This is a genomic window from Micromonospora sp. NPDC048930 (genome assembly GCF_043197935.1).
Taxonomy (GTDB): Bacteria; Actinomycetota; Actinomycetes; order Mycobacteriales; family Micromonosporaceae; genus Micromonospora.
Window position 1 is genome coordinate 94,723 of sequence record NZ_JBICUB010000006.1, and the last position, 24,571, is coordinate 119,293.

At 75.5% G+C, this 24,571-nt stretch carries 18 protein-coding genes; 10 read left to right on the forward strand and 8 right to left on the reverse strand.

Annotated elements, in window-relative coordinates; all coding sequences use genetic code 11:
* The first annotated feature begins 132 nt into the window (after positions 1-132).
* The 4 genes from ACGFI9_RS17420 to ACGFI9_RS17435 all read left to right on the forward strand — a co-directional run bounded on the left by ACGFI9_RS17420 (position 133) and on the right by ACGFI9_RS17435 (position 6,900).
* Complete coding sequence (locus ACGFI9_RS17420) at positions 133-582, forward strand: SAV_6107 family HEPN domain-containing protein (protein WP_393178988.1); 450 nt, start codon at positions 133-135, stop codon at positions 580-582.
* Positions 583-733: 151 nt separating this feature from the next.
* Complete coding sequence (locus ACGFI9_RS17425) at positions 734-1,564, forward strand: hypothetical protein (RefSeq protein WP_393178989.1); 831 nt, start codon at positions 734-736, stop codon at positions 1,562-1,564.
* On the forward strand, positions 1,561-3,369 hold the full coding sequence (locus ACGFI9_RS17430) for a DNA polymerase Y family protein (protein ID WP_393178990.1): 1,809 nt from the start codon (positions 1,561-1,563) through the stop codon (positions 3,367-3,369). Before ACGFI9_RS17425 ends, ACGFI9_RS17430 begins: the two co-directional genes overlap by 4 nt.
* Before the next feature lie 156 nt (positions 3,370-3,525).
* A complete protein-coding gene (locus ACGFI9_RS17435) occupies positions 3,526-6,900 on the forward strand; it encodes an error-prone DNA polymerase (RefSeq protein WP_393178991.1) in 3,375 nt (1,124 codons plus the stop codon).
* Between the two features lie 75 nt (positions 6,901-6,975).
* Here the strand turns inward: ACGFI9_RS17435 and ACGFI9_RS17440 are convergent, their stop codons facing one another.
* Complete coding sequence (locus tag ACGFI9_RS17440; RefSeq protein WP_393178992.1) at positions 6,976-7,695, reverse strand: sulfite exporter TauE/SafE family protein; 720 nt, start codon at positions 7,693-7,695, stop codon at positions 6,976-6,978.
* 179 nt (positions 7,696-7,874) lie between these two features.
* On the opposite strand from ACGFI9_RS17440, the gene ACGFI9_RS17445 reads away from it, so the two are divergent.
* From ACGFI9_RS17445 to ACGFI9_RS17465, 5 genes are all read left to right on the forward strand, one after another.
* On the forward strand, positions 7,875-8,051 hold the full coding sequence (locus ACGFI9_RS17445) for a hypothetical protein (protein WP_198940230.1): 177 nt from the start codon (positions 7,875-7,877) through the stop codon (positions 8,049-8,051).
* Positions 8,052-8,065: 14 nt separating this feature from the next.
* On the forward strand, positions 8,066-8,815 hold the full coding sequence (locus ACGFI9_RS17450) for a methyltransferase domain-containing protein (protein WP_393178993.1): 750 nt from the start codon (positions 8,066-8,068) through the stop codon (positions 8,813-8,815).
* The gene (locus ACGFI9_RS17455; RefSeq protein WP_393178994.1) at positions 8,812-9,975 is read left to right on the forward strand and encodes an alkaline phosphatase family protein; all 1,164 of its coding nucleotides are present in this window, start codon (positions 8,812-8,814) and stop codon (positions 9,973-9,975) included. Before ACGFI9_RS17450 ends, ACGFI9_RS17455 begins: the two co-directional genes overlap by 4 nt.
* A 38-nt stretch (positions 9,976-10,013) precedes the next feature.
* Positions 10,014-11,273 (forward strand): DNA polymerase IV, encoded by a 1,260-nt coding sequence (locus tag ACGFI9_RS17460; RefSeq protein WP_393178995.1) that lies wholly within the window; start codon positions 10,014-10,016, stop codon positions 11,271-11,273.
* A 115-nt stretch (positions 11,274-11,388) separates the two neighbouring features.
* Complete coding sequence (locus ACGFI9_RS17465) at positions 11,389-11,781, forward strand: DUF3040 domain-containing protein (RefSeq protein ID WP_393178996.1); 393 nt, start codon at positions 11,389-11,391, stop codon at positions 11,779-11,781.
* Positions 11,782-12,219: 438 nt separating this feature from the next.
* On the opposite strand, the gene ACGFI9_RS17470 is transcribed toward ACGFI9_RS17465, so the two are convergent.
* The 3 genes from ACGFI9_RS17470 to ACGFI9_RS17480 are packed head-to-tail and all read right to left on the reverse strand — an operon-like array spanning position 12,220 to position 17,056.
* Positions 12,220-14,688, reverse strand: coding sequence for a DUF3488 and DUF4129 domain-containing transglutaminase family protein (locus ACGFI9_RS17470; RefSeq protein ID WP_393178998.1), 2,469 nt, complete (start codon positions 14,686-14,688; stop codon positions 12,220-12,222).
* A gap of 16 nt (positions 14,689-14,704) precedes the next feature.
* Positions 14,705-16,003, reverse strand: a complete 1,299-nt coding sequence (locus tag ACGFI9_RS17475) for a DUF58 domain-containing protein (protein ID WP_393178999.1) — start codon at positions 16,001-16,003, stop codon at positions 14,705-14,707.
* Positions 16,004-17,056: an AAA family ATPase gene (locus ACGFI9_RS17480; RefSeq protein WP_393179000.1), complete on the reverse strand. Its 1,053-nt coding sequence runs from the start codon at positions 17,054-17,056 to the stop codon at positions 16,004-16,006.
* Positions 17,057-17,448: 392 nt separating this feature from the next.
* Between ACGFI9_RS17480 and leuS the strand changes: the two genes are divergently transcribed.
* Entirely contained in the window at positions 17,449-20,289 is a 2,841-nt protein-coding gene (gene leuS, locus ACGFI9_RS17485; RefSeq protein ID WP_393179001.1) for a leucine--tRNA ligase, read from the forward strand.
* Between the two features lie 548 nt (positions 20,290-20,837).
* Here the strand turns inward: leuS and ACGFI9_RS17490 are convergent.
* Genes ACGFI9_RS17490 through ACGFI9_RS17505 form a run of 4 tightly spaced genes read right to left on the reverse strand, consistent with a single transcriptional unit; the run spans position 20,838 to position 24,243 of the window.
* Entirely contained in the window at positions 20,838-21,602 is a 765-nt protein-coding gene (locus ACGFI9_RS17490) for a phosphotransferase family protein (protein WP_393179002.1), read from the reverse strand.
* A gap of 1 nt (position 21,603) precedes the next feature.
* A complete protein-coding gene (locus tag ACGFI9_RS17495) occupies positions 21,604-22,344 on the reverse strand; it encodes a TVP38/TMEM64 family protein (protein ID WP_393179357.1) in 741 nt (246 codons plus the stop codon).
* Entirely contained in the window at positions 22,284-23,006 is a 723-nt protein-coding gene (locus tag ACGFI9_RS17500; protein WP_393179003.1) for a type 1 glutamine amidotransferase, read from the reverse strand. The genes ACGFI9_RS17495 and ACGFI9_RS17500 overlap by 61 nt, the downstream gene beginning before the upstream one ends.
* Complete coding sequence (locus tag ACGFI9_RS17505) at positions 22,996-24,243, reverse strand: MurT ligase domain-containing protein (RefSeq protein ID WP_393179359.1); 1,248 nt, start codon at positions 24,241-24,243, stop codon at positions 22,996-22,998. Before ACGFI9_RS17505 ends, ACGFI9_RS17500 begins: the two co-directional genes overlap by 11 nt.
* Positions 24,244-24,571: the final 328 nt, after the last annotated feature.

Here is a 24,571-nt window from a genome sequence, read left to right on the forward strand (position 1 = left end):
TGGGGAAGCGTCCACACCCGGCCGGCTCCCACACCGGTGCGTCTTCCTCCGCACCACCGCTCCGGGCGTCCCCGCCGGCGGATCCGATCCGTCGCGCGGCCCGCCCGCCCCGGCCCACGCGGAGGAGAGACCATGCCGACCAGTCCGGCCCAGGCGCCGACGGTGCCCGCGCACGTGCTGCCGCACCGCACCCCCGCCCAGCTGCTCGTGGTGGCCCGCCAGGGGCTGGCCGAGGCCGCCCGGACCCGCCCCGACGGCCTCCGGTACGCCGGTGCCCACCTCGCGGCGCTGCGCGCCGCCGCCGCCCTGCTCGCCGCCCGCGCCCGCCCCGCACCCACTCGGCGCAACCGGATCACCAGCGTCTGGGTGCTGCTCGCCGGCGTCGCCCCCGAGCTCGACGAGTGGGCCGCCTACTTCGCCGCCGGCGCCGGCAAACGGGCCGCCGCCGAGGCCGGCATCCCGCGGGTGGTCACCGCCCGGGAGGCCGACGACCTGCTCCGCGCCGCCGAACAGTTCGTGGCCGTGGTGGAGACCGCGCTCGGCCTGGCCCACCAGCCGGCGATCGACGGCCTCGCGGCCTGAGTCGTGGCGTCCGGCCACCGCCACCGGCGGGACCCCGGGTGGTGGCCGGACGCCGCTGCGCGTCACCCGGCGCACTGTCCTGATCCAGCACTCAGCACACCCAGCACCTGACGGGGGACGAACCCCGCGCGACACGACGGGGGGTAGTCCGATGGCGGGCCGCATGGTGGTCGGTTCCGCCGCACTGGCCGAGCTGGTGCGTCCGGCGAGCGCGCCGGACCCGGCGGGCGGCCACCGGGTGCTGCCCGTCCGGCGCGAGCTGACCGGGCTGCTGCCCCACCGCGGGCTGCGGCGCGGCAGCACCATCGCGGTCGGCGTCGGGCAGCCCCGGCGCAGTGGCGGGACGTCGCTGATCCTCGCCCTGCTCGCCGAGGCGTCCCGGGCCGGCTCGTGGTGCGCCGTGGTCGGGGTGCCCACCTTCGGGGCCGGCGCGGCGGCCGAGGCCGGGATCGCCCTGGACCGGCTCGCCCTGGTGCCGAACCCCGGCCCCGAGTGGCCCACCGTGGTCGCCGCGCTCATCGACGGGGTGGACGTGGTGGTCACCGCCGTGCCGACCACGGTCTCCGCCTCCGTCGCCAACCGGCTGGCCGCCCGGGCCCGGCAGCGCGGCAGCGTGCTCGTCCCGTACGGCCGGTGGGACGGCGCGGACGTCACGCTCCAGGTGGTGCGCGGCGTCTGGGAGGGGCTCGGGGCGGGCCGGGGCCGGCTGCGCCGCCGGGAGGTGACCGTCTCGGCGCGCGGGCGGGGCGCCGCCGCCCGACCCAAGGAGATCAAGGTCTGGCTGCCCGGCGACGAGCTGACCCGGGTCATCCCCCGGTCGGCCGGGGCCGGCGTCGCCGCGCGGCCCGCTTCCACCCCGTCGCCCGCCGCTGTGGCCACCGGGCCGGGCGCCGGGCGGCTTCGGGTGGTGGCGCCGGCCGCCGGGTCCGCTGTCGCCGCCCGGTCCCGCCGCGGCGCGCTCACCGTGGTCGGGCCGGCATGAGCGGTGCGCCGGTGCGGACCCTGCTGCTCTGGTGCCCGGACTGGCCGGTCCTCGCCGCCGAGATCGTCGACGGGGTGCCCGCCACCGACCCGGTCGTGGTGCTGCACGCCAACCGGGTGGTCGCCTGCTCCGAGCGGGCCCGCGCCGAGGGCGTACGCCGTGGGCTGCGCCGACGGGAGGCGCAGGGGCGCTGCCCGCAGCTCACCGTCGTCGACCACGACCCCGGCCGGGACGCCCGGGCGTTCGAGCCGGTGGTGGCCGCCGTCGAGGAAGTGGCCGCCGGCGTGGAGGTGCTCCGCCCCGGAGCCTGCGCGCTGGCCGCCCGGGGTCCGAGCCGATACCTCGGCGGCGAGGAGGCGGCGGCCGAGCGGATCGTCGAGCACGTCGCCCAGAGCTGCGCGGTGGAGAGTCAGGTCGGCATCGCCGACGGGGTCTTCGCCGCCGGGCTGGCCGCCCGGGACGGGCGGATCGTGCCGCCCGGGGGGAGCCCCGAGTTCCTGGCCGCGCTGCCCGTCGAGGCGCTCGGCCGGCCCGCCCTGACCGACCTGCTGCGCCGGTTGGGGGTACGCACCCTCGGCGACTTCGCCGCCCTGCCCGCCGGTGACGTGCTGGCCCGGTTCGGGTTCGACGGGGCGCTGGCCCACCGCCTCGCCGCGGGGCGGGACCACCGGCCGCTCGCGGTCCGGCAGCCGCCGGCCGACCTGACCGTCACCGCCGACTACGACGAGCCGCTCGACCGGGTCGACGCCGCGGCGTTCGCGGCCCGGATGCTGGCCGAGCAGCTGCACGAGCGGCTCGCCGGCTACGGCTTGGCCTGCACCCGGCTCGGCATCGAGGCGGTCACCGCGCACGGTCAGGAGCTGCACCGGGTCTGGCGGCACGACGGCCTGCTCACCGCCGCGGCCATCGCCGACCGGGTCCGCTGGCAGTTGGACGGCTGGCTCTCCGGCAGCAACGGCCGGGGCGGCGCCCGCCCGACCCGCCCCACCGCCGGGATCATCCGGCTGCGGCTGGTGCCGGACGGGGTGCTCGCCCAGGCCGGCCTGCAACCCGGGCTGTGGGGCGAGACCGGCGAGGAGCGGGAGCGGGCGCACCGCGCGCTGAGCCGGGTGCAGGGCATCCTCGGCCCCGAGGCGGTGGTCACCGCCGTGCTCGGCGGCGGGCGCTCCCCGGCCGACCAGGTACGCCTGGTCCCGTGGGGCGACGAACGCCGGCCGGCCCGCCCCGGCCCGCCGCCCCTGCCGGCCGGCCCGACCTCGACGGGTGAGCCGGCCCTGCCAGACGGCCCGGGGCCGGCCGGGCCCGGCGGCCAGCCCTCGATCCATCCGGGATGGGCGCAGACCGCGGCATCCCCCGCCCCGGAAGGCGCGACTCGCCGCACCGCGAATGGATCACCGGTGGCGGGGCCCGGTGGGGTGACTCGGGCGGGCGGCACGGCGCGGGCGGGCGGGGGGCGGTCCGGTGGGGTGGCGGCCGACCCGCCGTGGCCGGGGCGGTTGCCGCCGCCCGCGCCGGCCGTGGTGCTGCCCACCCCGCTCCTCGCCACCGTGCACGACGCCGCCGGGGAGCCGGTCGTGGTCAGCGCCCGGCTGGCGGTGAGCGCCGCGCCGGCCCGGCTGGTCGTCGGCACCGGTCGACCGGCCGAGATCGTCGGCTGGGCCGGTCCGTGGCCGGTGGACGAGCGCTGGTGGGCGCCGGCCGAGGCGCGCCGCCGGGCCCGGTTCCAGGTCTGCCTGGCCGACGGCGCCGCCCTGCTGCTCGCGGTCGAGGGCGGCCAGTGGCTGGTGGAGGCGATCTATGACTGAGCGGCGCACGACCGTGCCCGGGCGGACGCGTAGGCGACCGCCAGTCATCTGCCGTCCGGTCGGCACGGCCGGCGCGAAAGACCTCGGAAGATTCGGGCCCCGCCAAGGGCCGGAACCTTCCAGGATCTCAGCACCCCCTGGACGCGGGGTGGGGCGGTGAGCTTCCACAACCCGAACATGCCCTGGTCCGAGCTGGAGCAGGTGCTCTCCGGGCGGCCCGGTGGCGGGCGGTCCCGGGGGCACCGGGGCGAGCGGCACCTGCACGTGGTGGATCCCCTCGCGGTCGACGCCGACGGGGGCGACTCCCCGGCGTGGAGCCGCAAGCGGCAGCAGTACGAGGCCCCCGAGCTGCCCCGGCCGGACGACGCGGTGCCCTACGCGGAGCTGCACGCGCACTCCAACTTCAGCTTCCTCGACGGCGCCAGCCACCCCGCGGAGCTGGCCGAGGAGGCCGCCCGGCTGGGGCTCACCGCGCTCGCCGTCACCGACCACGACGGCTTCTACGGCGTGGTGCGCTTCGCCGAGGCGGCCCGCGCGCTGCACCTGCCGACGGTCTTCGGCGCCGAGCTCTCCCTCGGGCTGCCCGGCCCGCAGAACGGCGAGCCCGACCCGCTCGGCCGGCACCTGCTGGTGCTCGCCCACGGCCACGAGGGGTACGCCCGGCTCGCCGCCACCATCTCCCGAGCCCAGCTGCGCGGCGGCGAGAAGGGCCGCCCGGTCTACGGCGAGCTGGAGGAGGTCGCGGCCGAGCTGCGCGACCACGTGCTGGTGCTCACCGGCTGCCGCAAGGGGCACGTGCCCGCCGCCCTGCTCACCGAGGGCGTCGACGCGGCCGCCCGGGAGCTGGACCGGCTCACCCAGCTCTTCGGCCCGGAGACGGTGGCGGTGGAGCTGACCGACCACGGGCACCCGGTCGACGCCGACCGCAACGACGCCCTGGCCGAGCTGGCCGCCGCGGCGGGACTGCCCACGGTGGCCACCAACAACGTGCACTACGCCACCCCGGGGCGGCGCCGGCTGGCCACCACCCTGGCGGCCGTACGCGCCCGGCGCAGCCTGGACGAGATCGACGGCTGGCTGCCCGCCGCCGCCACCGCCCACCTGCGCAGCGGCGCGGAGATGGCGGCGCGGTTCGCCGCGTACCCGGGGGCGGTGGCCCGGGCCGCCGAGTTCGGCGCGGAACTCGCCTTCGACCTGCAACTGGTCGCGCCGAAGCTGCCGGCGTACCCGGTGCCGCCCGGGCACACCGAGATGAGCTGGCTGCGGCACCTCACCATGGTCGGCGCCCGGGAACGCTACGGGCCGCCCGAGGCGCACCCCGACGCGTACGCGCAGCTGGAACACGAGCTGCGGATGATCGACGACCTTGGCTTCCCCGGCTACTTCCTGGTGGTCTACGACATCGTCACCTTCTGCCGGGAAAAGGACATCTACTGCCAGGGCCGGGGCTCGGCGGCCAACTCGGCGGTCTGCTACGCGCTGCGGATCACCAACGTGGACGCGGTCCGGCACCGGCTGCTCTTCGAGCGCTTCCTCGCCCCGGAACGCGACGGCCCGCCCGACATCGACGTGGACATCGAGTCCGACCGCCGGGAGGAGGTGATCCAGCACGTCTACGCCCGGTACGGCCGGGAGCACACCGCCCAGGTCGCCAACGTCATCTCGTACCGGCCCCGGTCGGCGGTGCGGGACGTGGCCAAGGCGTTCGGCTTCTCGCCCGGGCAGCAGGACGCCTGGAGCAAGCAGATCGACCGCTGGGGGTCGGTCGCCTCGGTGGACGTCGAGGACATCCCCGAGGAGGTCGTCGCGTACGCCAACGAGCTGCAGACGTTCCCCCGGCACCTGGGCATCCACTCCGGTGGCATGGTGATCTGCGACCGGCCGGTGATCGAGGTCTGCCCGGTGGAGTGGGGGCGGATGCCCGGCCGCAGCGTCCTCCAGTGGGACAAGGACGACTGCGCCGCCGTCAGCCTGGTCAAGTTCGACCTGCTCGGCCTCGGCATGCTCTCCGCGCTGCACTACGGCTACGACATGATCGGCATGAGCCTGGACCTGGGCGACATGACGCTGGACGACCCCGAGGTCTACGACATGCTCTGCCGGGCCGACTCGGTCGGGGTGTTCCAGGTGGAGAGCCGCGCCCAGATGGCCACCCTGCCCCGGCTCAAGCCCCGGGAGTTCTACGACCTGGTGGTGGAGGTGGCGCTGATCCGGCCCGGCCCGATCCAGGGCGGCTCGGTGCACCCGTACATCCGGCGCAAGAACGGCCAGGAGCCGGTCACCTTCCCGCACCCGTTGATGCGCAACGCCCTGGAGAAGACCCTCGGCGTGCCGCTGTTCCAGGAGCAGCTCATGCAGCTCGCCATCGACCTGGCCGGCTTCGACGCGGCCGAGGCGGACCAGCTGCGCCGGGCGATGGGGGCGAAGCGCTCGGTGGAGCGGATGGCGCAGATCGCCGACCGGCTGTATGCCGGAATGGCCGAGCGGGGCATCACGGGGGAGTTGGCCGACGATGTCTACCGCAAGCTCACCGCCTTCGCCAGCTACGGCTTCCCGGAGAGCCACGCGATGAGCTTCGCCTACCTGGTGTACGCCAGCTCCTGGCTCAAGCGCTACCACCCGGGCCCGTTCCTGGCCGCGCTGCTCAACGCCCAGCCGATGGGCTTCTACTCGCCGCAGACCCTGGTCGACGACGCCCGCCGGCACGGCGTCGAGGTACGCCGCCCCGACATCAACGCCAGCGGCGCCAAGGCGGTCCTGGAGTCCACGCCGGAGACCCGGTGGGGGAGCCGGCCGGGGGAGCCGCCGCACGCCTGGGGGCTGGGCGGCCCGGCGGTCCGGCTCGGCCTGGGCGGCGTACGCAGCCTCGGTGACGAGGTGGCCGAGCGGATCGAGGCGGAGCGGACGGCCAACGGGCCGTACCGGGACATGCCGGACCTGGCCCGCCGGGTCGGCCTGACCGCCGCGCAGCTGGAGGCGCTGGCCACCGCGGACGCCTTCGCCTGTTTCGGGCTGACCCGGCGGCAGGCTCTCTGGGCCGCCGGCGCGGCGGCGCAGGACCGGCCGGGCCGGCTGCCGGGCACGGTGACCGGCGCGGCTCCGCCCACCCTGCCCGGGATGGAGGCGGTGGACCGCCTGGTGGCCGACGTCTGGGCCACCGGCCTGTCCCCGGAGAGCCACCCGGCCCGGTTCATCCGCGACCGGCTGGACGACCTCGGCGCGGTGCCGATCGCCCGGCTCGGCCGGGTGGAGCCCGGGCAGCGGATCCGGGTCGGTGGGATCGTCACCCACCGGCAGCGGCCGGCGACCGCGGGCGGGGTCACCTTCCTCAACCTCGAGGACGAGACCGGGATGCTCAACGTCACCTGTTCGCCGGGGTTGTGGCAGCGCTACCGGCGGGTGGCCCGGACCAGCGCGGCCCTGGTGGTGCGGGGGCGGTTGCAGCGGCACGAGGGGGTCACCAGCCTCACCGCCGACCGGCTGGACGCGATCGACCCGCCGGTCACCCCGGCGTCCCGCGACTTCCGCTGACCGCCGCCGCCACCCGCGGCCCGGGGCCGACGAGCGGCGCCGGGCGTCACGGCCCGGGCCGGCGAGCGGCGGGCGTCACCCGGCCAGGCCGGCCAGCGCCACGCCGGCGCTGCCGAGCAGCCCGACCAGCACGATCCGCCGGAACACCACCGGGTCGAGCCGGTGGAACAGCCGGTTGCCCAGCCACCAGCCCAGCGGCACGGCGGGCAGCGCGACCAGGGCCGTGCGGACCACGTCGGCGTGCAGTTGGCCGGTCGCGGCGAACCCGGCCAGCCCCATCAGGCCGGTGCCGGCGAAGGTCGCCGCGACGGTCGCCCGGAAGGTGCGCGGGTCGTAGCCGAGCGAGTGGAAGGCGGCGACCAGCGGCGGCCCGTTGGTGCCGGTGGCGGCGGTGAGCGCGCCCACCAGCACGCCGACCACGCCGAGCCCGATCCGGCCGGTACGGATCCGGGCACCCGACCAGACGAGCGCGACGCAGCCGAGCACCACCACCGCGATCACCGCGCGGAGCAGCCGCTCCGGGGCGTACGCGAGCACCAGCAGGCCGATCGGCAGCCCGAGCAGGCCGGTCCCGATGAGCGCCAGCGCCACCCGCCAGCGGGCGTGGGCGCGCTCGCGTACCGCGGCGATCAGGGTCGCCCCCACGCTGGTCAGCCCGGAGAGCACGACGGCGCTGCGCGGGTCCAGCGTGGCGGCGAGCAGCGGGACCGTCACCAGCGCGTAGCCGAAGCCGCTGACCGCCTGCGCGAGGGCGCCGAGCAGCACGATGCCGAAGGCGGCGAGCAGGACGACCACCGGGTCAGCCTGGTCCGGCCGGCGGTGCGCCGGCAACAGGCCTACCGGGCGGAGATCTTCGCCACACCGGGCCGCCGGCGGGCATGGCGTCGGCCACATCTCCGTTTCACCGACCGACGGGCCGGAGATACGGTCCGCCGGCGTGGGCAGAGTCGCCCACGCAGGAAAGGTGGAAAACCATGACGGGGAGCAACACCCACCGTGGCGTCGCCAACGCCCGACGGACCCGGCTCGGTGCCGACTGGGTCCCGGCGCACGACACCGAGGTCCACGAGTACCCGGTGACCGACGGGCCGGTGGCCAACGCCCACCGCTCGCGCGCCGAGGAGGACCCCGCCGGAGGCGGCGAGTCCTGACCCCGCTGGCGCGGGTGACTAGGCTCGGCGGGGTGGAGCAGACCCGAACCCTGACCCCCCGTACCGCCGTGATCTGGGCGGTGCTCCGGGCCGAGCTGGACCGGCGGGCCGGCGAGCAGCTCACCGTGCTCGATGTCGGCGGCGGGACCGGCGGCTTCGCCGTCCCGCTCGCCGAGGCCGGCCACCGGGTCACCGTGGTCGACGCCAGTCCCGACGCGCTCGCCGCGTTGACCCGCCGGGCCGCCGAGGCCGGCGTCGCCGACCGGGTACGCGCGGTGCAGGGCGACGGCGACGCGCTCGCCGGGCTGGTCGAACCGGCCACCGCCGACCTGGTGCTCTGCCACTCCGTGCTGGAGGTGGTCGACGACCCGGCCCCGGTGGTGGCCGCGCTGGTCACCGCGCTGCGTCCCGGCGGCGCGGCCAGCGTCCTGGTCGCCGGCCGGGCCGCCGCCGTGCTCACCCGGGCGATGAGCGGCCACCTCGACGTCGCGGCCACGCTCGCCGTCGACCCGGCCGGCAGCGCCGGTCCCCGCGACACGCTCCGCCGGCGGTACGACGCCGACGGCGCCACCGCGCTGCTCACCGCCGCCGGGCTCGCCGTCGAGGAGATCCACGGGGTACGCGTCCTGGCCGACCTGCTCCCCGCCGCCGTGGCGGACGGTCAGCCGGCCGCCCTCGTCGAGCTGGAACGGGCCCTGGCGGCCCGGCCGCCGTACCGGGATCTCGCCGCCCAACTGCACCTGTTCGCCCGCCGCCCGGCATGACCGGCCCGGCGGTGGGCCCGCTCGACCCGGTCGCGCCCCACTACGACGGCGGCAGCCTCATCGACGTGCTGCCCAGCGCGTGCGCGGTGCTCGGCGTGCCCGGCGCGGCCGACCTGCTCGGCCTGGCGCCCCGGCTGGCCGGGGTACGCCGGATCGCCGTGCTGCTGGTCGACGGCCTCGGCTGGTACCAGATCCCCACCGCCGCTGCGTACGCCCCGACGCTGGCCGGCCTGGCCGCCGCCGTCGGGACCCCGCTCACCACCGGCTTCCCGTCGACCACCCCGACCAGCCTGGTCAGCCTCGGCACCGGCACCGCCTCCGGCGCGCACGGGGTGCTCGGCTTCACGGTCCGGGTCCCCGGCACCGACCGGGTGCTCTCCCACATCGAGTGGGTGGGCGACCCCGAGCCGCTGCGCTGGCAACCCGTCCCCACCTGGTACGAGCGAGCCCGTGCCGCCGGGGTCGCGGTGACCGTGGTCAGCCGCCCCGAGTACGCCGGCAGCGGCCTCACCCTGGCCGCCAACCGCGGCGGCGACTACCGGGGCGCCACGGGCGTGGACGCGCTCGCCGCGCGGATGCTCACCGCCCTCGCGGCCGGCGGCGGGCCGACCCTGGTCTCCGGCTACCACCCCGACCTGGACCAGCAGGGGCACCTCAGCGGCGTCGACTCCGGCCCCTGGCAACTGGCCGCCGCCGAGATCGACCGGCTGCTCGCCCGGCTGGTCGACGGGCTGCCGGCGGACGCCGCGCTGCTGGTCACCGCCGACCACGGCCAGCTCAACGTGCCCGACGGGCACCGGATCGACCTGGACGTCGACCCCCGGCTGCGGGCCGGCGTCCGGGTGGTCGCCGGCGAGCCCCGGGTCCGCTACCTGCACGTCGAGCCCGGCGCGACGGCCGACGTGGTGGCCGCCTGGTCGGCGGTGCTCGGCGACGCCGCCCGGGTGACCACCCGGGACGAGGCGGTGGCCACCGGCTGGTTCGGGCCGGTGCCGGAGGAGCACCTGGGCCGGATCGGCGACGTGGTGGTGGTCTGCCGCGGCACGTACGCCGTGGTGGCCACCCGGTCGGAGAAGCCGATGGTGTCCCGGCTGGTCGCGTACCACGGCGCCGACACCGCCGCCGAGATGACCATCCCGCTGCTGGTGGTGCGGGGCTGACCGGCCCGGTTGTCGGACCCGGCGGCTAGCCTGCGGGGATGGGCCGCAGCCAGTCGTTGCCCCGGGGCGGTGATCCGCGCTTCGGGCCGGACGCCGACGACACCGGCTGCCCGATCCTGCACGTCGACATGGACGCGTTCTTCGCCTCGGTCGAGGTGCGCCGCCGCCCCGAGCTGCGCGGCCGGCCGGTGGTGGTGGGGGGCGTCGGGCCGCGCGGGGTGGTCAGCTCGGCCAGCTACGAGGCCCGCCGGTACGGCGTGCGCAGCGCCATGCCCACCGCCCGGGCCCGCGCGCTCTGCCCGCACGCGGTCTACCTCCCGCCGGACTTCACCCAGTACTCGGCGGCCTCCCGGGCCGTCATGCGGATCTTCCGGGACGTCACCCCGCTGGTCGAGCCACTCTCCCTGGACGAGGCGTTCCTCGACGTGGTCGGCGCCCGCCGGCTCTTCGGCCCGCCCGCGGAGATCGCCCGGCTGATCCGCCGCCGGGTCGCCGAGGAGCAGGAGCTGACCTGCTCGGTCGGGGTGGCGCCGAGCAAGTTCGTGGCCAAGCTGGGCTCCACCCGGGCCAAGCCCGACGGCCTGCTCGTGGTGCCGGCCGCCCGGGTGCTCGAGTTCCTGCACCCCCTGCCGGTCGACGCGCTCTGGGGGGTGGGGGAGCGCTCCGCCGAGGCGCTGCGCCGGCTCGGCCTGCACACCGTCGGCGCCCTGGCCGAGGCGCCGCTCGGCCTGCTCCGCCGGGCGGTCGGCGAGGCCGCCGCGACCCACCTGCACGAGCTTGCCTGGGGGCGGGATCCGCGCCGGGTCTCCCCGGAACAGGTGGAGAAGTCGATCGGCGCGGAGGTGACCTTCGACGTCGACGTGACCGACCCGGTGGAGATCCGGCGGGCGCTGCTGGCCCTCGCCGAGAAGGTGGGCGCCCGGCTGCGGGCGGCCGGGCAGGTGGGGCGGACGGTGTCGCTCAAGGTTCGGTTGGCCGACTTCCGCACGGTCAGCCGCTCGCGCACCCTCACGGTGCCCACCGACACCGCACGGGAGATGTTCGACACGTCCTGGGCGCTCTGGACCGCCCTGGCCCCCGCTGAGCCGGTCCGCCTGGTCGGCGTACGGATGGAGGGGCTGGCCGCCACGGAGGAGACGCCCCGCCAGCTCACCCTGGGCGAGCCGGAACGCGGCTGGCGGGAGGCGGAGGCGGCGGCGGACGCGGCGGCCGCCCGATTCGGGCGGTCCGTCATAGGTCCGGCCAGTCTTCTCGGGAAGCGTGATCCACGACGAGTCGAAAAACCGACCCGGCCGTAGGTCGTCCCGCTTTCCGACGCGCGAGGCCCCTCGTAGACTTGACGGCAAGCAGCCGGTTGGCTGCCACGGTCTGTCGGCCCGCCCGGGTCGACCCACGTGACCGGGGAGGAGTGCCGTGCCGCTCTCGGAGCACGAGCAGCGGCTGTTCGAGCAGATCGAGCGGTCGCTTGCCGAGGACCCCAAATTCGCCTCGGCTGTGCGCGCCAGCGACCCGCGTTTCCACGCGCGGCGTCGCGTGCTCGTCGCTGCCGGCGTGGTCATTGCTGGTCTGGCCCTGCTGGTCTACGGTGCCGTGATCAAGATGACCCCGGTGGCCGTGGCGGGCTTCGTCGTCATGCTGGCCTCACTGGGCTACGCGGTGCAGTCGCACCGCCGCTCGCAGTCGCCCGACCTGCACGTGGTGGGCGGCACGACCAGTCGTCGTACCCGCGGCCGGACCGGCCGGCGGGGTTCCTTCCTCGACCGGATGGAGGACCGCTGGCGGCAGCGCCCGGAGGGGCACCGCTGACCACGTCCCGCCCCTGACGGCGCCGGCCCGCGCACGCCGGTCGCCCTCGGCGCGCCCCACCGCGCCCCGATCCCGCCGGCCCTCCTCGTCGCCGCGCCCCGGGCCCTCCCCGTGCCTCCGGCCGCCGCGCCCGAGCTCTTCCCCGTGTCTTCGGTCGCCGCGCCCACACCTCCCCGGCGCCGCGACGTCCTCGCCGGCTCCGGCCGCCCGCCCTTGACGGGCCGTCCACCCGGCAGCCGCCAAGATCATGCTCGATCCGGGATGTAGTGGCATCGGCGAATGCCGGAGGCCACTACATCCCGGATCCTGTGCGCACGATCCCGGATCCTGTGCGCACGCCGGGGGCGCCGGGGCGTACCTCGACGGGAGCCCGGGACGTGACGCCGATGGTTGTCCGCCCGTCCGCCGGCGGGGGAGCGCCGACGGACGGGCGGACCGTCAGCGGGCCGGACGGCCCGCCAGGAGGCGGCGCGGATTCCACCGCAGCAGCCGGTTCCGCACCTGCCCGCCGGTGGTGACCAGCCGGGTCGACCGGTCCGCCACCGCGGTACGCCAGCGCAGCAGCACCGACGGGGGCAGCAGCGCCGCCATGATCCGGGTACGCCGGTCGGCCCGGGCGGCCAGCGCGGCGCGGATCGACCGCAGGGCCGGGTGCAGCGCCTCGCCGGTGAGCGGGTCACGCGCGTACCGGGCCCGCTCCTCCGCCCGGCCGAGCAGCCGCACCCCGGTCATCGCCCCGGTGTCCTCGGCGAGGCTCTCCCGGACCAGCCGCTCGGCGGTGGCCCGCGGGGTCTCCGTCCGGTCGACGCGTACCTGGTAGTCCACCATCGTGTCGATCAGCTCGTCCCAGGCGGCGTGGGCGTCCGCCCGGGCCCGCTCGGCGTCCACCCCGACGGTGACGTCCCGGGTGCCGCCCCGGGGGCCGGGGACGGCGGCCAGCACGGTCGCCGCCGGCGCGACCGCCCGGGCCCGCCGGCGACGGCGCAGCGCCGACCGGCGTACCGCGGGCACCGCGAGCAGCACCAGCAGCGCGAGCACCCCGCCGAGCCACCACGGCCAGACCGGCGTCTGCCGGTTCGGGCCGCCCGCGCCGATACTGAGACCCTGATCGCCGTTCTTCTCGTGCGGGTCCTGTCCGGTCGGGCCCGCCGACGGGTCGAGCGGGTCCCCGGTGGGGTCCACGCCGGGGACCGAGGGGGTCTCCTCGGGCGCGTTGGTGTCCGGCGCCCAGGGCGAGCGGACCGAGCCCGGGACGGCCGCCATCGGGGTGGCGTCGAACGGCACCCAGCCGATCCCGCCGAAGTAGACCTCGGTCCACGCGTGCAGGTTCCGGTTGGTCAGCACGTACGTGTCACCGTCGGAGTTGCTGCCGTTGGTGAAGCCGAAGGCCACCCGCGCCGGGATGCCGGCGGCCCGGACCAGCCAGGCCATCGCCGCGGCGTACTGCTGGCAGAAGCCGGCCTTGGTGGTCAGGAAGTCGGTGATGTCGTCGCCGCTGGTGCCGCCCTTGGTGGAGAGCGAGTAGGTGAAGCCGTTCTCCACCGAGAAGTAGTCGTAGATCGCCCGGACCTTGTCGTAGTCGTTCTGCCGGCCCTTGACGAGCTGGGCGACCAGCTTGTCGACCGCCTGCACCGACGGCGTGATGGTCTGCCCGCGCAGCACCGCGTCGTCGGCCGGGAGCGACGGCGCCGCGCGCAGCGCCGAGGGGCTGTACGTCGAGCGGACGTAGTCGAACGCGTAGCGCTTCCCCCGGGAGTTGTCCCGGTTGGAGAAGACGATCTGCAGGTTCGGGTCGTAGAGCCAGTTGCCGCTGAGGTTCTCGGTCTTCACCGGCTCGGCGTAGACCGGCAGCAGCGGCATGTTGAGGTTCTTCGTCACCTCGACGGTGGCCCGGTAGCGCTGCTGGTCGATGCCCCGCCCGGCGCGCTCCGTCGGATCGGGCAGGTTCCGGGTCACCGACCGCCCGGTGGGCACCCGGACCCGGAAGCCGTCCGGGCGCAGCTCGTCGGCCACCCCGAAGCGCAGGTAGAACGGGGCCGGCTCGTTCGTGGTCACCTTGACCAAGTCGGTCACATCGGACTGGTTGAGCTGGCCGCTGAGCGCGGCGAAGAGGTCGATCCGGCCCGGGCTGCCGCCCTGTCCGGGCCGCCCGGTGCCGTCGCCGGTGCCGTTGGCGACCGTGTCCATCAGCCCGCCGGTCATTCCCGGCACGGCCAGCGGCACCGCGACGGCCAGGGCCACCCCGACCACCGCCAGCCGGCGGCCCGCCGCGGCCAGCGGCGACGCCTCCCACACGTCGACGTCCCGGCCCTCGCCGGTGAACCGGCGGCCGAACCGGCGTACCCGGTCGACGTTGTCGGTGACCAGCAGCCAGAGGAAGCCGCAGGCGCCCACCACGAACGGGGTGGCCGGGACGCTGTCCACGTAGACCGCCACCGGCACCGAGTAGATCGCCAGCATGGGCAGGCCGGCCAGCGCCGGCCGGCGCAGCCCGACGGCCAGCACGTCCACCACCACGGCCACGCCGCCGATGCCGAGCACGGTGAGGAACAGCAGCGAGTCGACGTCCGGCACCTCCACGCCGTACGAGCGCATGTCCTGCACCGAGTCGCCGATCAGCTCGCCGAAGTGGGCGAAGGTGGCCGGCGTGGGCACGAACGCGAGCAGTTCGGCACCGGCCGGGAAGATCCAGGTCAGCCCGAGCGTGAGGCCGGCCAGCATGGCGAGGACCTGGCCCCACAGGGGGGCGCGGGCCAGTCGGCTCAGCGCGGCCGCGCCGGCTATCACGGCGACCACGATGGCCGCCTGGACCAGCCACGTCCAGCGCTGGAAGATCGCCGACAGCGGCGCCGCGGCCAGCAGGGTCGCCGCCGCGGCGACGAAACCGAGGTTGCGGTGCGCGGTCACGGGTCTACCCTTCCGGTCATCGCATCCCTCCGGCGACGGTCTCGGCCAGGGCCGCCCGCAGCGCGAAGCCCTGCGAGCCGCGGGCCGCCTGCGGCCAGAGCACCGGCAGCCGGTGGCCGTGCTCCACGCCGATCACCCGCCACCCGTTCTGCAACAGGGCGAGCGCGGCCGTGCCGTGCGCGTGCTCCGCCTCGGCCCGGGCCTTGGCCGGCAGGTTCAGCCAGGTGGTGCTGTCGAGCAGGAAACCGACGCAGGTGGCGCCGTTGCCGCGCAGGCCGGCCAGCAGCTCCGCCTCGGCGGTGCTCAGCGTGCCGAACAGCGCGATGATCAGGCCACCGTCGGCCCGCTGCCGGACCTGCTGCACCAGCGAGGTGATCTCTCCCCGCTTGTCCAGGCGGACCTGGGCGAGGTGGTCGAGGAGCAGGCCCTCGCCGCCCGCCTCGGTGGCGTCCACGTCCGCGCCGTCCCCGGTGACCAGGCGCAGCTTGTACCCGGCGTGCCGCAGGTGCACGGCGATGCTCGCGGCGGCGGAGACCGCCCACTCGAAGCTCGCCGTCGGGCCGTCGCCCCGGTGGCCGAAGGCCCGGGTGTCCAGCACCACCGTGGCCCGGCTCTCCCAGGGCTGCTCCTCCCGGCGCACCATCAGCTCGCCGGTCCGCGCGGTCGACTTCCAGTGCACCCGGCGCAGGTCGTCGCCCATCCGGTACTCCCGGGTGGCGGCGTCGTCCTCGCCGTGCACCGCGACCGAGCGGGCCCGGCTGTCGCCGCTGCCCGCGTACTCGCCGGGGAGGCGGACCGAGGGCAGGGGGGTGACCTGCGGGATCACGGTGAGGTGGTCGGTGCTGGGGAAGGCCCGGCTGAGCTCGCACAGCCCGAACGGGTCGGTCAGCCGGATCACCAGCGGCCCCACCTCGTACCGGCCGCGCACGTCGGCCCGCACGGTGTACGCCACCGAGCTGGCCTGGTGCGCGCCGAGCCGCTCCAGCACCACCCGCGGCCGGCTGCCCAGCGCGTACGGCAGCCGGTCCTCCAGCAGCAGCGTGCCGGTGGGCAGGCGGGACAGGTTCTGCAACCGCAGCACCACCCGGGAGCTGGCCCCGACCGGCACCCGGTGCGGTTCGAGGGAGCGGTTGCAGGCCAGCTTGTAGCGGCTGCGGCCGACGTAGGCGGCCGCCAGCAGCGGCAGGATGGCGAGCAGGACGGCCACCCGGAGCAGGTCCTTCTCGCCGAGGATCGCGGCGGAGATCGCGGCGGCGACCGCGGCCGCCAGGAAGGAGCGGCCGCGGGTGGTCAGTCCGCGCAGCCCGTCGCGCACCTACGGCCTCCGCGGTTCGTACGGCCCGCGGCCGTTGCCCGGAGCCGGCCGGGTGTCGTACGGCGAGCGCTTCCGGTCGTGCGGCAGCGGCAGCCGGTGCACCAGCTCGGCGACGATCGCGTCGGTGGTCCGGCGGGCGAGCTGGGCGTCGGCGGTCGGGATGATCCGGTGCGCCAGCACCGGCACCGCGAGCACCTGCAGGTCGTCCGGCAGGACGTAGTCCCGCCCCTCCAGGGCGGCCACCGCGCGGGCCGTGCGCAGCAGCTGGAGGGTGGCCCGCGGGGACGCACCGAGCCGCAGGTCCGGCGCCTCGCGGGTGGCGGTGACCAGGTCGATCGCGTACTGCTTGACCGCGTCGGCGACGTGCACCTGGCGGACGTGGCCGATGAGCCGGCGGACGGTGGCCGCGTCGGAGACCGGACGCAGCTCGTTCAGCGGGTCGGTGGCCCCGTGCCCGTCCAGCATGGCCAGCTCGGCGCCCGCGTCCGGATAGCCCATCGCGATCCGGGCGGTGAACCGGTCGCGCTGCGCCTCCGGCAGCGGGTACGTCCCCTCCATCTCGATCGGGTTCTGCGTCGCGATCACCATGAACGGGGTCTGCAGCTGGTAGGTCACCCCGTCGACGGTGACCTGCCGCTCCTCCATGCACTCCAGCAGCGCCGACTGGGTCTTCGGCGAGGCGCGGTTGATCTCGTCGCCGACCACCAGGTTGGCGAAGACCGCACCCGGCCGGAACTCGAAGTCGTGCGTCTCCTGGTTGTAGACGCTGACCCCGGTGACATCGCTGGGCAGCAGGTCGGGGGTGAACTGGATCCGGCGGACCGAGCAGTCGATCGAGCGCGCGAGGGCCTTGGCGAGCTTGGTCTTGCCGACGCCGGGGACGTCCTCGATGAGCAGGTGCCCCTCGGCGAGCAGCACGGCCAGGGCGAGCCGGACGGTGGCCGTCTTGCCCTCGATGACCTGCTCGATGTTGGCCACGATGGCCTCGCTGGCGGCGCGGAACTCGTCGTGCGGCAGCAGGCCGCCCACCTCGTCCCAGGTCTGTTGTGTCACGGGCCTCCTCCTCGTCGCCTGGACGGCAGCTCTGTATAGAGCACCTGGACCCGCCGTTGGGTTCGCGACGCCGAGCCTCGTCTGCCGCAAAAATCTCACTGGCCTCTCAGGCTAACCATGTTTGTCCCTGTCGCCGACCCCCGCAGGCGGTCGGTCGGTTACGCCCGGAATATTCGCCGGACCGGGGGAACGTCCCGACCTGTGGTGCGGGCGAGATAGTCGGTGGGCAGGAGGGGTACACTGCCCGCATGGCCGGAGTCTTCCTGCTTCTTACCGAGCCGTGCTGATGCGCTGAACGCGCGACAGCACGGCCGCCCCTCCTGCGCGAGGGGCTTTTTTGTGCCCGCAGCAGACCTCCCCATATCCGACATGATCCGCGCCGAGGAGACGCCATGAGTGAGGCAGCCGCACCGGCGACCGACATCCCCCCGTTCCGGTACACCGCGGCCATGGCCGAGGAGATCGAGCACCGCTGGCAGGACATCTGGGAGCGGGAGGGCACCTTCCACACGCCGAACCCGACCGGCCCGCTGGCCGACCCGGGCCACCCCCGGGCGGGCGCCGAGAAGCTGTACGTGCTGGACATGTTCCCGTACCCGTCGGGCGCCGGCCTGCACGTCGGCCACCCGCTGGGCTACATCGGCACCGACTGCTACGCCCGCTACCAGCGGATGGCCGGGCGCAACGTGCTGCACGCGATGGGCTTCGACGCGTTCGGCCTGCCCGCCGAGCAGTACGCGGTGCAGACCGGCACCCACCCCCGGACCACCACCGAGGCGAACATCGAGCGGTACAAGGCGCAGCTGCGCCGGCTGGGGCTGGGCCACGACGAGCGGCGCTCGGTGGCCACCATCGACACCGACTTCTACCGCTGGACCCAGTGGATCTTCCTGCAGATCTTCAACTCCTGGTACGACCCGCAGGCCCGCAAGGCCCGGCCGATCGCCGAGCTGATCGCCGAGTTCGAGGGGGGCACCCGGCCCACGCCGGACGGGCGCCCGTGGGCCGAGCTGACCGTGGGCGAGCGGCGGAAGGTGGTCGACGACCACCGGCTGGCGTACGTCTCGGAGGCGCCGGTGAACTGGTGCCCGGGGCTGGGCACCGTGCTGGCCAACGAGGAGGTCACCGCCGACGGCCGCTCCGAGCGGGGCAACTTCCCGGTCTTCAAGCGGAACCTGAAGCAGTGGATGATGCGGATCACCGCGTACGGGGACCGGCTGCTGGACGACCTGGACACGCTGGACTGGCCCGAGCCGATCAAGCTGCAGCAGCGCAACTGGATCGGCAAGTCGACCGGCGCGCACATCGACTTCCCGACCGACGCCGCCCCGGTCCGGGTGTTCACCACCCGGCCGGACACCGTCTTCGGCGCCACCTACATGGTGCTGGCCCCGGAGCACGAGCTGGTCGACGTCCTGGTGCCGGCCGCCTGGCCCGAGGGGACGAAGGACGCCTGGACCGGCGGGCACGCCAGCCCCCGGGCGGCCGTCGAGGCGTACCGGAAGGCCGCCGCGGCCAAGACGGACGTGGAGCGGCAGGCGGAGACCAAGGAGAAGACCGGCGTCTTCGTCGGCGCGTACGCCACCAACCCGGTGACCGGCGGGCGGATCCCGATCTTCATCGCCGACTACGTGCTGGCCGGCTACGGCACCGGCGCGATCATGGCGGTGCCCGCGCAGGACGAGCGGGACTGGGACTTCGCCGAGGTCTTCGACCTGCCGATCGTGCGGACCGTGCAGCCGCCGGAGGGCTTCGCCGGCAAGGCGTACACCGGGGACGGGCCGGCGATCAACAGCGCCGCGCCCGACCGCGGCCTGGACCTGAACGGCCTGGGGGTGGCCGACGCCAAGGCGCGGATCATCGCGTGGCTGGAGGCCAACGGGCACGGCGCCGGCGCGGTGACCTGGCGGCTGCGGGACTGGCTGTTCTCCCGGCAGCGCTACTGGGGCGAGCCCTTCCCGATCGTGTACGACGAGACCGGCGCGCCGATCGCGCTGCCCGAGTCCATGCTGCCGGTCGAGCTGCCCGAGGTGGACGACTTCTCGCCGAAGACGTTCGACCCGGAGGACGCCGACAGTGACCCGGAGACCCCGCTGTCCCGGCGGCGCGACTGGGTGGAGGTGGAGCTGGACCTGGGGGACGGGCCCAAGCGCTACACCCGGGAGACCAACGTGATGCCGCAGTGGGCCGGCTCCTGCTGGTACGAGCTGCGTTACCTGGACCCGACCGACTCCGCCCGCTTCGCCGAGCCGGAGAACGAGGCGTACTGGATGGGCCCGCAGGCGGCCGGGGACTGCGGGGGCACCGACCTGTACGTCGGCGGCGCCGAGCACGCCGTGCTGCACCTGCTGTACGCCCGCTTCTGGCACAAGGTGCTGTACGACCTGGGCCACGTCTCCTCGTTCGAGCCGTTCCGCCGGCTGTTCAACCAGGGCATGATCCAGGCGTACGCGTTCACCGACCCGCGGGGCAGCTACGTGCCGGCCGAGGAGGTCGTCGAGGTCGACGGCCGGTACTTCCACGGCGAGACCGAGGTGCGGCGCGAGTACGGCAAGATGGGCAAGTCCCTGAAGAACGTCGTCACCCCGGACGAGATGTGCGCCGCGTACGGCGCGGACACCTTCCGGGTGTACGAGATGTCGATGGGCCCGCTGGAGGTGTCCCGTCCGTGGGAGACCCGGGCCGTGGTCGGCTCGTACCGGTTCCTGCAGCGGGTGTGGCGGGCCGTCGTCGACGAGCAGACCGGCGACCCGCGGGTCACCGACGTGCCGGCGGACGAGGAGACCCGGCGGCTGCTGCACAAGGTCATCGACGGGGTCCGCGGCGACATGGAGGGGATCCGGTTCAACACCGCGATCGCCAAGCTGATCGAGCTGACCAACGCGCTGACCCGGCTGTCGGCCACCCCGCGCGAGGTGGCCGAGCCGCTGGTGCTGATGGTGGCGCCGTTCGCCCCGCACATCGCCGAGGAGCTGTGGCGGCGGCTGGGCCACGAGACCAGCCTGGCGTACGCGGACTTCCCGACCGCCGACCCGGCGCTGCTGGTGGCCGAGACCGTCACCTACCCGGTGCAGGTCAACGGCAAGGTGCGGGGCCGGATCGAGGTGGCCGCCGACGCGTCCGAGGACGACGTCCGGTCGGCCGCGCTGGAGGCCGTCGCCGGCACGCTGGGCGGCAAGGAGCCGCGCAAGGTCATCGTGGTGAAGGGCCGCATGGTCTCGGTCGTCGCCTGACCCGCTGTGCCGGAGGCGCGTCCCGGATTCGGGGCGCGCCTCCGGCGTGTCGCGCCGCGGCGCGCGCCCGGTGGCGCGTCGCTTGCGGTGCCCGTCCGGGTCCGGCGTGGCCCGGGCCGGCACATGGTCCTCGCCGCACTGTCGAGCTGATATCGCAGTCGACTCACGAGAGCGGGCGGCCGGGAGGTAGGCGTGCCGCTGTGTCCCATTTCGTCCTTGTTGCGCGGGCGGTCGTCGGTGCGGCTGAGTTGTTGGTGATATCAGCTCGACAGGGTCTGGCTGCTCCTGCCAGGGTCCGGGCGGGTGCCTGCCTTCGATCACCCCGCCTGCGGATTCGCGCCCGGGCCTCGGACTCGCCCGGGCCTCGGACTCGCCTGGGCCTCGGACTCGCCTGGGCCTCGGACTCGCCTGGGCCTCGGACTCGCCCGAGCCTCGGACTCGCCCCGCCCAGAGCCGGCCCAGAGCCAGCCCGGAGGCGGACCCGGACCAGGCCGGAGTTGGAGCCGGAGGCGGACCCGGACCCGGACCCGGGCCGCCGGCGTCGGAAGTCAGCGAGCGCCGAGCGCCGCCTCGACCGTCGGGCGGTGCCGGAGCAGCCACTCCTGCCAGCCGCGTACCGCGTCGACCGCGCCGGCCGCGCGGAGCCGGCGCATGCCGGGCTCGTCCCGGTCGGCCCCGGCGTCGATCCCGCGCCAGGTGCCCTCGATCTGGTCGAGCATGACGTCGAGCAGTTCGCCCCGCGACAGCCGGACGCCGGGTCCCGCCGCCTCGTAGGCGTCGCAGAGCAGCCGGCAGCGCCGGCCGAGCTCGGCCGGGTCGGCGTCCCCGCCGAGGGCGGCCCAGTGCCAGCCGGCGAAGGCCACGTCCTCGATCCGGCGGCCCGGCCCGGCCAGGTCCCAGTCCAGGAACGCCACCGGCAGCGGCCCGGCGACGCCGTCCCGGTACACCGTGTTCTTCGGGGAGAGGTCCCGGTGGCAGACCGTCTCCGCGCCGCCGGCGAGATCCGTGCCGGCGCAGGCGCCGTGCAGGGCGCGGATCAGCCCGCCCAGCCGGGCCAGCGCGGCGTCGGCGAAGAAGGAACGGTCCTCGCGCTCGCGCCAGGGCACCCGTCCGTCGACGTGGGTGAGCACCTGCCGGCCCCGCTCGTCCACCCCGAGGTACGCCGGCGCCAGTCCGGGCGCGGTCCCGGCCAGGTGGCGCAGGAGCCGGGCGACGAAGTCGGCGTTCGCGGGCGGAGTACGGCGGACCGTGTCACCGACCCGGACCACCTCGGCGATGAACCCGCCGGCCAACGGCTCTTCGGCAGGGGGCATGTCAGCTCGGGCTGAGCCGGCGCTGCCGCTCCGCCCGCCACCAGCGGTGCACGATCACCGCGCTGGCGATCAGGCCGAGGCTGGCCGGGGCGGCGGCGTACCAGTTGATCTGGCCGGGGGAGGTGACCGCCGCGCCGATCGCGGCGTAGCCGACCGCGGTGGGGACGGCGGCGATCACGCTGCCGGCCAGGAACGGCAGCGCCCGCGCCCCGGTGGTGCCGTAGCCGTAGCTGACCAGCCCGAACCCGGCGATCGGCAGCAGCCGGACGGTGATCACCCCGACCACGCTCTGCCGGGCGAACCAGCCGTCCAGCCGGGCCAGCCGGCCCCGGACCCGCTCGGCCACGAACTCCCGCCCGAGCAGGCGGCCGACGGCGAAGCCGAGCGCCGCGGCGAGCAGCGCCGCGCCCAGCGAGTACGCGGCCCCCGCCAGCGGCCCGAAGATCGCGCCCGCAGCGAGCGTCACGAAGGTGCGCGGGACCAGCGCCACCAGCAGCAGTGCGCCGACCGCAACCGCCGCGACCGGGGCGTACCCGCCGAGGGAGTCGGCGAGCCGGGGCAGCTGGGCCGGGTCCGGCCGGGGCACCAGCAGCAACGCCACGCCGAACCCGGCGAGGAGCAGGAGCAGCAGCGCGAACCGGCGCGCCGACGGCTGCCGGAGGAGCCGCCGGGCGGCGGGGATCACGCCCGGGCGGCGGCGGCCACCGCGGCGCGGCGCTCGGACCGGAGCCGGTCGGCCCAGGTGTCGTCGAGCGTGGGAAGCTGGTGGATGCCGGTCGCCCAGCGCAGCAGAAGGTCGGCCAGGGCCGGGTTGCGGGCCAGGGCCGGACCGTGCGAGTAGGTGCCGAGCAGCTTGCCCCGCCAGGCGCCCTCGGTCGTCCCGTCGTTGCCGACTCCGGCGGTCACCCGGGCCAGCGGCGACACGCCCGGACCGAGGTGGGTGCGCCCGCCGTGGTTCTCGAACCCGGTCAGGTACGGGATGCCCAGCCGCGCGTCGACGTCGCCGGCCAGCTCGCCGACGGCGCGGGTGGGACCCCGGTCGGAGGAGATGTCCAGCAGGCCCAGCCCGGCGTACTTGGCGCCCTTGGCGAAGAACGAGGTGCCGAGAAGCTGGTAGCCGGCGCAGACACCGAACACCACCGAGCCCTGGGCCACCGCCCGGTGCAGGCCGCCGTCGGCGATCAGCCGCTGGGCGCCCAGCGCCTGCGGGCCGTCCTCACCGCCGCCGATCAGGTAGATGTCGGCGGTGGCCGGGAGCTTCTGGTCGGAGCGGACCTCCACCACCTCGACCGGCATGCCGCGCAGCTGGGCCCGGCGGGCCAGGATCAGCGCGTTGCCCCGGTCACCGTAGGTGGAGAGCAGGTCGGGGTAGATCCAGACGATACGCAGGCTCTCAGTTGACACGGTCCAGCTCCGCTCGGATGTCCTGGAAGGCGGTGTAGTTGGCGATGACCTCCAGGCGGCCCGGCGGCACCGCCCGGACCGCCTCGTCGAAGCTGCGGACGTGCTGGAACGGCACGGCGTTGACGTCGAGCCGGACGGCCAGGTCGTAGGCCCGGTCGCCGGTGATCAGGACCTGCCGGCCCCGCAGCGGGGCGAAGTCGACGTCGAAGAGCCAGGAGGTGTCCAGCCCGTCGGGGTCGCGCGCGTTGATGGAGAGCAGGGTCGGCGCCACGTCGGCCATGTCGAACGCCTCCAGCCAGCTCGCCGGGTTCTTGGCCAGCAGCAGCCGGATGTTGCGCCCGTCCCGGTCCACCTGCGCGTAGCGGCCGGCGACCGAGGTGACCGTGCCGAGCCGGGAGACCGCGTCGACCGGCCGTACGCCGAACTCGGCGGCGACCGCCAGGGCGGTGGCCGCGTTGCCCAGGTTGACCTTGCCGGGGAGCTGGAGCTGCACCTTGTGCCAGGCGCCGGTGGGGTCCAGCACGCCGTCGTCCTCGACGGTCCACTGCGGCTCCGGGCGGCGCAGCGGGCAGCCGGTGCACCACCACTGCTGCCCGGAACGCTGGATGGTGGAGCCGCACTCCGGGCAGACCCAGGAGTCGTCGTGCCAGCGCTGGCCGGCACTGAACCAGGTGACGTGCGGCGGGAAGTGCCCCTGGGCCGGGTCGGCCGGCGGGGTGGCCGCCCAGACCACCATCGGGTCGTCGGCGTTGGCGACCACCCGGACCTCGGGGTGCCGGACCAGCGCGGCGCGCCAGAGCTGCGCCATCATGGCGACCTCCTTGGCGCGGTCGAGCTGGTCGCGGGAGAGGTTGAGCAGCGCCACCACGTGCGGGTCGGTGGCCTCGATCACCTGGGCGAGGTAGTGCTCGTCGACCTCCAGCACCGCGTACGGGGTGCTGCCGGCCTTGGCCAGGGCGGAGGTGTGCCCGGTCGGCATGTTGGCGCCGAACGAGTTGGTGGCCACCCGGCCGAGCACGCCGACGGCGGCGGTGGTGAGCCGGGTGGTGGTGGTCTTGCCGTTGGTGCCGGAGACCAGGGCGATGGCGCGACCCGCCGAGAGGTGGGCCAGCAGGTCCGGGTCGATCTTGAGGCCGATCCAGCCGCCGATCACCGAGCCGTCGCCACGGCCCGCGGCCCGCGACAGCGCCGCGGCGGTCCGCGACACGGAGCTGGCCACCTTTGCCCGCATGGGCATCTTCGCGTCCGTCACCCGAGCGAGGTTACCGGACCCCGGGGCCCGCCAGATCGCCGCCGACGGCGATCCGTTCGGCCGCGGGCGGCCGGCGGACGGCCATCGGCCCCTCGGCCGGATGGAGTCGATCTATGTCGGGTAGCGGACCGGCGCGCCGGGCCGTCGCCGCCCTCCACTCCACTCCACCCCTTTTGACGTGCTCTTTTGCGCGCCGAAACGCCGCGCCGCGCGGGCGTTTCTGGTTGCAGGTGGAGGGAAGTGGAGTAGAGTGGGGCGCGATGGTGAGGCCGGGAGGGCCACACCGGCCCGGGGGGTCAGCGGCGCCGCGAAC

Coding starts and splice junctions, on each gene's coding strand:
- ACGFI9_RS17420 (WP_393178988.1), top strand. CDS start 133: ATGCCGACCAGTCCGGCCCAGGCGCCGACGGTGCCCGCGCACGTGCTG.
- ACGFI9_RS17425 (WP_393178989.1), top strand. CDS start 734: ATGGCGGGCCGCATGGTGGTCGGTTCCGCCGCACTGGCCGAGCTGGTG.
- ACGFI9_RS17430 (WP_393178990.1), top strand. CDS start 1,561: ATGAGCGGTGCGCCGGTGCGGACCCTGCTGCTCTGGTGCCCGGACTGG.
- ACGFI9_RS17445 (WP_198940230.1), top strand. CDS start 7,875: ATGACGGGGAGCAACACCCACCGTGGCGTCGCCAACGCCCGACGGACC.
- ACGFI9_RS17455 (WP_393178994.1), top strand. CDS start 8,812: ATGACCGGCCCGGCGGTGGGCCCGCTCGACCCGGTCGCGCCCCACTAC.
- ACGFI9_RS17460 (WP_393178995.1), top strand. CDS start 10,014: ATGGGCCGCAGCCAGTCGTTGCCCCGGGGCGGTGATCCGCGCTTCGGG.
- leuS (WP_393179001.1), top strand. CDS start 17,449: ATGAGTGAGGCAGCCGCACCGGCGACCGACATCCCCCCGTTCCGGTAC.
- ACGFI9_RS17490 (WP_393179002.1), bottom strand. CDS start 21,602: ATGCCCCCTGCCGAAGAGCCGTTGGCCGGCGGGTTCATCGCCGAGGTG.
- ACGFI9_RS17505 (WP_393179359.1), bottom strand. CDS start 24,243: ATGCCCATGCGGGCAAAGGTGGCCAGCTCCGTGTCGCGGACCGCCGCG.